Genomic DNA, 9,935 nt, shown 5'->3' on the forward strand with positions numbered 1-9,935 from the left:
CTTGTTTTTTAACGTTTTTTCGCATAATTCTATCAGTATTTGATTAAAATGCTTTTAATAGATTTTATAAAATTTAATTGTAGACAGTTTTTTGTGTTTGTATTATATTTTATTGAGGTATAAGAAGGGATGTTATTTATAATGTATGAAAATAAAAGAGAAAAACATGCAATTAGAAAATTTTCTGTTGGAACAGCTTCCATTGTTATTGGAGGATTGATATATGGCTTTATGGGAGATAATGAAGCGCAAGCGAGCGAAACATCATTCAATAATTTGGGAGAGAATAAAGTTGAGTTCAATGCACAAAATCCACAAGCGCCTCAACAAACATATACAGAAGTAACAAATAAAGAACAAGCAAGTGGCTCCAAAGCACTTGAAAATCATAGCTCCCAGTCTGAAGAAGTAATCAAGACTGAGGGAGTAGAAAATGAGCAGACAAAGTCAAAATCATCATCAGTAGAAGAAAATACAGTTACTGAAACACAACAACAAGATGCAGTAAAAAATGAAGAAAGATCTTCGGAAATTATACAGAAACATAAAAATGAATCGGTAGAAATGCCTCCTAAAACCAAACTATATAGAGCGATACAACCTGCCACAAGTGGCGATCAAGATGTACGAACAAAAAATGAAAATACTACAGTAGGAAAAGATGTTTCTAGTCAGGTTATAGTAGAAAATGGGGAAATCACGGGATTTAATAATGGAAATAATATTCATCCACATCATGGTCAAGGAGGACGGTTAAATTATAAGTTAAAATTTCCGGATAAAGTAAACTCAGGAGATACATTTAAAATACAACTATCTGAAAATGTGAGTACACATGGTATTTCTGTTGAAAGAAACGCGCCAAATATTATGACAAAAAACGAACAAGGAAAAGAAGATATTATTGCTGAAGGTAACGTATCGCAAGATGGTCATACAATAACATATACTTTTAAAGATTATGTTAAAGGAAAGCAGAATTTAACAGCTGATTTATCTATTAGTTACTTTACAAACCCTGAAAATATTAAAAACAGCGGTAAACAATTAATAACATCTACAATAGGGACTAAGACAACTAGCTCAGATATTTATATTCATTATGATAATAGTGATTATGTTGATGGCCGTATTTCAGAATTGAATACAAAAGAAGGCAAATTTAAACAAATCGCTTATATAAATCCTTATGGATACCTCAATTGGGGAGATACCATTTCTGTAAGTGGTGATGTAGTAAGGGGAGCTTCAAAAGTATCGACAAATCCTAAAGTGAGTATTTATAAGTACAAAGGACAAGGTAATCCGCCAGCAAGTATTTATTTAGAACCTGATATGTGGGAAGTTGTAGATAAAGATAACAGTTCAATAAATTATTATAATGGTGGTTATTCATTAAATCTTGATGTAAATAATGGTCAGAAATATGCAATCAATTATGAAGGCTTTTATGATTCTAAAGCGCCAGAATTGTTGTATAGAACGTATATACAGACAGGTGATTACTATTATTATCCATTTAGTAAGCAAAAAATAAACGGTGTTAAGCTTTACGAAAATAACGCTAGTGGAAACGGAGAACTCAGACCCGTACCGCCTGTGCAACCTGATTCGATTCCTGAAGTTCACAATAATTTAGTTGAGACGACTGAGGATAGCAATGTAATTGATATAAGTTGGGATACAGCGCTTGATGAAGAAAATGGTGAGAACAAGGGACCTCAAGAAGAGATTACAGAAAATAATAATGTAGAAGTTATTGAAGAAAGCAATCTGATAGAGAATACTGAGGATACAGCGCTTGATGAGGAAAATGGTGAGAACAGAGGGCCACAAGAAGAAGTTACTGAGAACAAAGATGTTGAGGTCATGGAAGAACATAATTTGATTGAAAATACTGAGGATACGATGACAGAAGAAGAAAGTGGTCAAAATGGAAGTAGCCAAGAAGAAGTGGAAGAGCGCCAAATCATCGATATCCTTGAGGACACAACGCCAGAAGGGGAAAGTGGCCAAAATGAAGGCAATCAAGAAGAGATAGAAGAGAATCAGATTACCGACATCATAGAGGACACAACGCCAGAAGGGGAAAGTGGCCAAAATGAAGGCAATCAAGAAGAGATAGAAGAACATCAAATTATCGACATCATTGAAGACACAACGCCAGAAGGAGAAAGTGGTCAAAATGGAGGTAATCAAGAAGAGATAGAAGAGCACCAAATTATTGACATCATAGCGGACACAACGCCAGAAGGGGAAAGTGGCCAAAATGAAGGCAATCAAGAAGAGATAGAAGAACATCAAATTATCGATATCATTGAAGACACGACACCAGAAGGGGAAAGCGGTCAAAATGAAGGTAACCAAGAAGAAATAGAAGAGCATCAAGTCATTGATAGGGTGGGTGGCAAGGCACCAGAAAGAAAAGGTGGACAGATTGAACGCAATCAAGAGAAAATTGAAGAGCACCCAATCAATGCACCAGTGATTCATGTCTCGACATCTATGCATAAAAATGCGAATTCTAAATCTGTAAAAGTGTTGCCAAGCACTGGAGAAGCACATAAAAATACACCTACATTGGCAATTTTATTGACAGTCATAGGCTCTGTATTACTATTCCGCAGAAAATCAAAGTTTAATAAAGCAAAATAAATCTGTAAAAGCATTGTTATTGTATTCATACATTTATGCTTTTACTCAACTTAACGGAATGTCTATCGTTTCATAGCTGATACTCTGAAATTAATCATTTAGCCATACGTCCTAATACTAGCTTAGGCGTATGGCTATTTTCTGTTTGTTTTACGTCTTTAGTTAAATATGATGAACTTTCGACTCCGCTTTTTGTTATACTTTCCTAAATCTCATTCGATTTGTGATGATTTTAAAATTTTTGGTACACATAAGTGTTGTAAAATAATATAATTAAGAAAACTAAATAAAAATATAAGTCTATTATAATTCGGGTGCTCAGTTTGTTGGTATGCCAGTGAATGCAACTAATGCAGGTAAGGTAGAAATGGAACAATTTATTATATTTGGGGGCGGCTATGGAAAAGTATCGGGTTGTATCGAGTGAGAGAACGCATTTGTTTAAAGATATGCATTTTTTGTTCGCGGGAGAAGAATATTGTAAGGCGGGCTATCGTTTTGGTCCAGCAGTTCGCCCAAACTATATTATTCATTATATCATTTCTGGAACAGGATATTATGAATTCAATGGCCAAGTTTATAAACTTTCTGCCAATCAGAGTTTTGTAATATTTCCAGATAAGTCTTCTGTCTATTGGGCAGATGAAGCAGATCCATGGCATTATATTTGGATAGGTTTTACTGGTGTTAGTAGTGATGAGGCGATTCAACAAATGGGGATTTCTGTGACGTTTCCAATTATTAATTTTAAAAAGCACAATCGCTGTCAAGAAATTGTTTTGAAAGTACTCGATAATCAAACGACAAGTATTTCAGCCCACTTTTTATTTCAAAGCGTATTATTCGACTTTTTAAATGAAATCCTTTTAAGTCGTTTGTCTATTTCAAAGCCTCAAACTGCTCCAGAATATAGTAGATATATCCATGAATCATTACAGTATATTGAAAATAACTATAATCATCCTTTTACAATCTCAGAAATGGCGGAAGCTTTATTCGTCAACAGAAGTTATTTAAGTCGAATATTTCATCAAGAACTGGGTATTACGCTAAAAGAATATATTAATAACTTCCGTATCACAAGAGCACGCGAATTGCTGGTCATTACAGATTATTCTTATAGCGAAATCGCGCATCAAATTGGATACGAAAGTTATAATAGTTTTTATAAAGCGTTTAGGCACGTCACAGGTGAGACCCCTTCGACCTATCGTTCAAAACAAAAGTAATTTAAACACGTTCAAGCGTATATAGCCACGAATCAAAGTCATAGGTTTTTGCTTCGCCGTTTCGCAATTCGCCATTACTTGTGTCGGGAATGTCGATGCCAATGGCCATTAACGCATTGCCTGCCATTGTGAGGTTAAGCTCTGAGATATGATAATGTGCGGAAGGATTTAATCCTTTTAAGACGACACGATGACGCCCGTTGTTAATCGTATTTAAATGTTTATAGACACCTACGATAGCATGGTTACGGTTATGGTCTATAACCATCCACGCGGTAAATTCATGTTGACTAGGGTTTAATAATCTAAAGAATTTACCGAATTGTAGTAAGTTTCGATGTGTTTTCATAAATGTAACTTGTTGCTTCATGATCTCAAGTGTTGTTGCATCTAATGTGGCTAAATCGAGTTCATAACCGAATGTGCCGAAATAAGAAACGTTGGCTCGTGTTGCAAGTGGCATTGAGCGATGTTCTTGTTCATTTGGTGATTTAGAAACGTGTGTGCCCATCGTACTTGTTGGATATAAGTATGATGTGCCATATTGAATCCACTGACGTTGGTAAGCATCTGTATTATCACTCGTCCAAATTTGTGGCGTGTAATACAGCATACCAAGGTCAAAGCGACCACCACCGCTAGCGCACGATTCAATTAATATATGAGGAAAACGTGTCGTAATACGATGCAATAAGTCATAAAGACCTAAAATATAGCGATGATAGATTTCTCCTTGCTGTTCAGTCGGCCATCGTGATGAGAAAACTTCTGTCATTGAACGGTTCATATCCCATTTAATATACTTAATATTAGTGTGATCAAGTATATTTGAAATTTCATGATAAACATAATCAATGACATCTGGATTTGTATAGTCTAATACAAATTGATAACGACCATGTGACATTGTGCGACTTGGCGTTTGTATAACCCAATCAGGATGTGCAGCATAGAGTTTGCTTTGCTTATTAACCATCTCGGGTTCCATCCACAAACCAAAATCCAGACCTAAATCGTTAATCCGTTGATTCAAATGTTGGAGTCCTTTCGGCAATTTCGTTTCATTTACGAAGAAATCACCTAGCCCTTCGTGATCACTATTACGCGAACCAAACCAGCCATCATCTAAGACAAACATTTCAATACCTATTTCTTTCGCTTTTTCAGCAATCGCTACCAGCTTGTCTTCAGTAAAGTCGTAGTAGGTTGCTTCCCAATTATTAATCAATATAGGGCGTGGTTGGTTTCGCCATTGAGGTGCAATGAGATAAGTGTGTACTAGTCGATGGAATTGTTGGCTCATATCGTTAAAGCCTGCTAAGCCAATAGTGAGATAAGCCTGTGGTGTTGTGAACTGGGTCCCAGGTGTTAATTGCCATGAGAAATATTCAGGATGAATACCGATGGATGCACGTGTTTTATTAAAATTATCCACTTCCACATGGCCTAAAAAGTTACCGCTATAAGCAAAAGACATGCCGTATACTAATCCGCTATCTTCCGTTGTATTTGGTTGCGCTAAAGCGAAAAAAGGATGATGTAGATGACTCGAATGTCCACGCAATGATTGAATTTCGAATGTACCAGGAGAAAGCGACTGTTGAGTGACGTGACGCTCACGCCCCCATGCACCACTTAGATGTACGAGTGAAAAATTATCTGACATCAAATCCAAATTCATGCTCAGAGCACGTGTGAGGGTCAGCGTGTTTACACCTGTATTTTCAAATTCAGTATGTCTCGCAATAATATTCATATCGTCAAAGAGACTGTAATATAGTTTGACTCGTAATTGACTCACAGGATCGATTAAATAAATGATTAATGTCTCGACGTTTTGTTGGCTTTGACGTACGTGTGGTAAGTCTTTGAGTACTGGTGCTTGATGACGTACTTCGTAGTGTTCATATTCTAAGTTTGTAATATGACTACCATCTGGATGACGGACTTCAAAAGCAGGACTTCGGAAGTCTGTTGAACCAAAAGATGGATATTCCATAAGTGTATGTTCATGAGAAAATGTCGTATCGTTTTCAATCATGTAGTTTGAGACAGGCCGTGATTGTTGATGTTCTAAAAAAGTGTAATTGGCATCTTCAATATGGGGGCCCGTATATAATTGTACAGGTTGATGTGTAGGACCAATATAGAAAATATAGCTAATTTGTCCGTTGGTTAAATGAAATTGCAAAAGATCTTGATTAATGTAAATGCTCATTGATTACACGCTCTTTTCTCTATTTTTACGGTTTTCAAGTGTCTGAACGATATCTTTCAAAAATGCGCCTTTAAGTTTATAGCCCCATTTGTAAATAAAGTAGCTAGTCAAGATGAAAATCACTGGCATCCCCATCATTAAGAAACGTATCCCATTTTTAGTGAATTCTGTTTGTTCAATATTAGGAGCATAATGAAACAGAGATAAACTCCATCCGATGACTAAACCTGATAGTGCCATTGCGGTTTTAACTAAAAAAGTTTGTGTGGAAGTAATAATACTTTCATTACGTTGTCCGAATTTCACTTCACTATAGTCAATGACATCTGCGATAGATACGGTAATTACCCCGGTGATTAAGCCGAATCCTAATTTAATGGCTGCTGTGCCGACAATCACAGGGTAAATTGAAGTCGGTGCTATGAATCCGAAGACGAAGAGAATCGCTAACCCAACAACAGCTAACCCTGTCGCTAAAGGGTACACTTTTTCGCGAGTAATCCATTTTGCAACTCTAGGGAAAATAATCAAGCCAACCATTTCCATAAAACCTAAAGCATTAAATAATGCAAAGAGACTTTTAGAACCAACAACATAGTTAAAGTAATAAAGTAGCGTTGTTGCCAGAAACTGTGCGCCTAAGTAGAAACATAGGATTGTTCCGATATAGGCAAGCAGTTCTTTGTTAGTAAATAAGATACGCCAAATGTCTTTAAATCTTACTTTAATGCCTTCCCCTGTATTTGTCGGTGCTTCTTTAACATTTTTAACTGTAAATGAAATCGTGAGGATAAAAATCAATGTAATGATTAAGACATATGTGAAAAATCCAACCGATTGATCGCCTTCTTGTTTACCAAACCAAGTGCCTAAGAAATAAATGAAAGATAAGCCCAATGTTCCGTTAATTAAGTTTGCTGTACTTGCGAACACACGTGGGACAATTGAAACTTCTTCACGTTCTACTGGGTCATTCGTTAAGTTAGGTAACCATGACCAGTAAGGAACGTCCATCATTGTGTAAGACATCCCCCAAAGAATATAAATTAAAGAGACATAAATATATAGGCTTGTTTGACTTAAATCAAAGTCTGTGAATAACAAAATGAAAAAAATGGAGTTTACAAGCGTTCCTGCTAAAATCCAGGGACGGAATTTCCCCCATCTTGAACGTGTATTATCAATAAGCATACCCATAATCGGGTCATTAATTGCATCCCAAATACGTGCGATGAAAAATAAAGTACCTACGAACGCGGCACTGACACCTAATACATCAGTGAAGTAAAACATTAAATACATACCTACAAAACCAACGACCATATCTTTCCCGAATGCGCCAAAACCAAAGGAATACTTTTCTTTAGTGCTTACTTGTTTTGCCATATAATCACCTCGTTATTATTAAGGAAATTATACGTTGTAAGCGTTTTCTGTAGAATGAGCAGTTGTGTAGGCATTATTGATTTTTGTGACATTTTGAAAAGTAAAACAACTACTTAGAAATATGTAATAGAAAAGAATATAATTACCTCCAGCTTTCTTCAAATAATACATATTTGTTATGCTTCATTGAGATTTGATTTAGATGTTTTTTATTATTGGTTTATAGTATTCTGATGAGGAAAGTGCTTAATGATATAAATTTTTATCTCTAGAAATCTTTTATTTAAATTATGGAAACATAAAATACCTATTAAATAAGATCTACAAATTTTGCATAGCTTTTTTTAATATATATTGCAAAATCATTAGATACTGAAGTACTCTTAAATGGTTTTTTGATTATAAAGAAGCTGTTATAAGGGGATGTATGCTATTAGATTAGGTATTCTAGAAAAGATTTATGTACCAATCCAACTCATTTCTCGTTGGGATAATGAGAGAAGTTATCCTAACCTCTATAATTTGATTGCTATTACCTCTCTGTTTACCACTTTTTTAGTTGTTATTAATCTATTAAAGCATCTGGCGAGCATTGTGTTTTCATGAGCGTGTGTGGAGCTATTATTTTCTTAATAACATAAAAAATCGACGAAGTAAATGTGGTTTTACTTTGTCGATTCTTTATTTAAGCTTAATGTTATGTTTAAACTTCAGTTTTCATAATTACAATGATTAAGTCAGCGTACGATTTTCCATTTGTGTTTCGAATGCATCGAGTAATTCGCGTGCTTCTGCGATAGATTCAGTATTCATCAATTGATGGCGAAGTTGGCTCGCCCCTTTAATATCACGCACGTATATTTTAAAGAATCTACGTAAACTTTTAAATTGACGGTCTTCATCTTTGTTATATTTTTGAAATAATGATAAATGTAATCTCAATAAATCTAGTAGTTCTTTGCTTGTGTGTTTACGGGGCTCTTTTTCAAAAGCAAAGGGATTATGGAATACGCCTCTACCAATCATAATGCCATCGACACCATATTTTTCGACAAGTTCAAGCCCGGTTTGTCGATCTGGAATATCGCCGTTAATCGTTAATAATGTATCTGGCGCAATCTCATCACGTAAGTTCTTAATGGCTTCAATTAATTCCCAATGTGCATCCACTTTACTCATCTCTTTACGTGTACGAAGGTGGATGGATAAATTTGCGATGTCTTGTTCCAAAACATGCTTTAACCAATCTTTCCACTCATCTATTTCGTAATAGCCTAGGCGTGTTTTAACACTTACCGGTAGTCCACCTGCTTTAGTGGCTTGAATAATTTCAGCAGCAACTTCAGGTCTTAGAATAAGTCCAGAGCCCTTCCCTTTTTGAGCAACGTTTGCTACAGGACAGCCCATATTTAAATCAATACCTTTAAAACCCATTTCAGCTAAGCCGATACTCATTTCACGGAATTGTTCAGGTTGATCACCCCAAATATGTGCGACCATTGGCTGTTCATCTTCGCTAAAAGTTAAGCGACCACGAACGCTGTGGATGCCCTCTGGGTGACAAAAACTTGCGGTATTCGTAAATTCAGTAAAAAATACATCAGGTCTTGCTGCTTCACTCACAACGTGACGAAAGACGATATCCGTCACATCCTCCATAGGTGCCAAAATAAAAAATGGCCGTGGCAATTCACGCCAAAAATTTTCCTTCATAATATATTTAAACCTTCTTCTTTATTAGTATCTCGCATTTTTACGCATAATGATATTACCACAGAGCGTAAATATATACAAAATGAATGTGTCATATAACTAGGTACAATTCTAATTATTTAGATTTACTACTTATTTTTCAATCTGTATTAAATTTGTAGATTTTTAAACGCCGATGTTCAAATTGTTTTATGTTATAATAAGGTTAATAAAATAGTTCTCTTATTAAGAGTGAGTGGAGGGATTTGGCCCTTAGAAGCTCCAGCAACAGCTAAAATGCGATGTGCTAATTCCAACAGTATCTAATACTGAAAGATGAGAAGATGTGTAAAGCTCTTCTTAATTTGAAGAGCTATTTTATTGTATATCAATTTAAAGGTGGTTATATGATGAAAACATGTCGTGAACTTTATGCAGAACTAGAATATTGGGACCAGTATCAACCTAATAACGTTTCGAGCAGTATTTTAAAGCAAGCCATGCGTAATCAAATTAAGTCTCAAATTCGTGACCAGATTGATGTCTCAAAAAATAAAGATACCATTCTGAAAATCACAAATTAGTCTCCATAGTCATTGTTAAAGATGGAAAAATAATAGCTCTAAGATGATTTTTAAAAATCGTCTTAGGGCTTTCTTTGAATAAAAGTAAACCATGCGCTATGCGTATGGTTCCGGAAAGGTTCTACCGTTGTATTAAAATAGGCACCTCAGCATGCTAGAATAATATTTGGT

6 protein-coding genes and 1 riboswitch are annotated in these 9,935 nt (G+C 35.5%); of the genes, 3 read left to right on the top strand and 3 right to left on the bottom strand.

Annotated features, from left to right (window positions below):
• Positions 1-141 precede the first annotated feature (141 nt).
• Both CD118_RS09420 and CD118_RS09425 read left to right on the top strand, forming a co-directional pair.
• Positions 142-2,655: an Ig-like domain-containing protein gene (locus tag CD118_RS09420; RefSeq protein WP_169925606.1), complete on the top strand. Its 2,514-nt coding sequence runs from the start codon at positions 142-144 to the stop codon at positions 2,653-2,655.
• Between the two features lie 398 nt (positions 2,656-3,053).
• The gene (locus CD118_RS09425) at positions 3,054-3,884 is read left to right on the top strand and encodes an AraC family transcriptional regulator (protein WP_060829149.1); all 831 of its coding nucleotides are present in this window, start codon (positions 3,054-3,056) and stop codon (positions 3,882-3,884) included.
• Position 3,885: 1 nt separating this feature from the next.
• Here CD118_RS09425 and CD118_RS09430 read toward each other — a convergent pair whose 3' ends face one another.
• The 3 genes from CD118_RS09430 to CD118_RS09440 form a co-directional block, all read right to left on the bottom strand.
• Positions 3,886-6,102, bottom strand: coding sequence for an alpha-galactosidase (locus CD118_RS09430; protein ID WP_060829150.1), 2,217 nt, complete (start codon positions 6,100-6,102; stop codon positions 3,886-3,888).
• A gap of 3 nt (positions 6,103-6,105) precedes the next feature.
• The gene (melB, locus tag CD118_RS09435; protein ID WP_103356615.1) at positions 6,106-7,488 is read right to left on the bottom strand and encodes a melibiose:sodium transporter MelB; all 1,383 of its coding nucleotides are present in this window, start codon (positions 7,486-7,488) and stop codon (positions 6,106-6,108) included.
• A 732-nt stretch (positions 7,489-8,220) separates the two neighbouring features.
• Positions 8,221-9,201, bottom strand: a complete 981-nt coding sequence (locus CD118_RS09440; RefSeq protein WP_103356616.1) for a tRNA dihydrouridine synthase — start codon at positions 9,199-9,201, stop codon at positions 8,221-8,223.
• Between the two features lie 219 nt (positions 9,202-9,420).
• A riboswitch (SAM riboswitch) is annotated at positions 9,421-9,523 on the top strand.
• A 67-nt stretch (positions 9,524-9,590) separates the two neighbouring features.
• Here CD118_RS09440 and CD118_RS12030 point away from each other — a divergent pair.
• Positions 9,591-9,764: a hypothetical protein gene (locus CD118_RS12030; RefSeq protein WP_169925607.1), complete on the top strand. Its 174-nt coding sequence runs from the start codon at positions 9,591-9,593 to the stop codon at positions 9,762-9,764.
• Positions 9,765-9,935 lie beyond the last annotated feature (171 nt).

This window comes from Staphylococcus coagulans (genome assembly GCF_002901995.1).
GTDB lineage: Bacteria > Bacillota > Bacilli > Staphylococcales > Staphylococcaceae > Staphylococcus > Staphylococcus coagulans.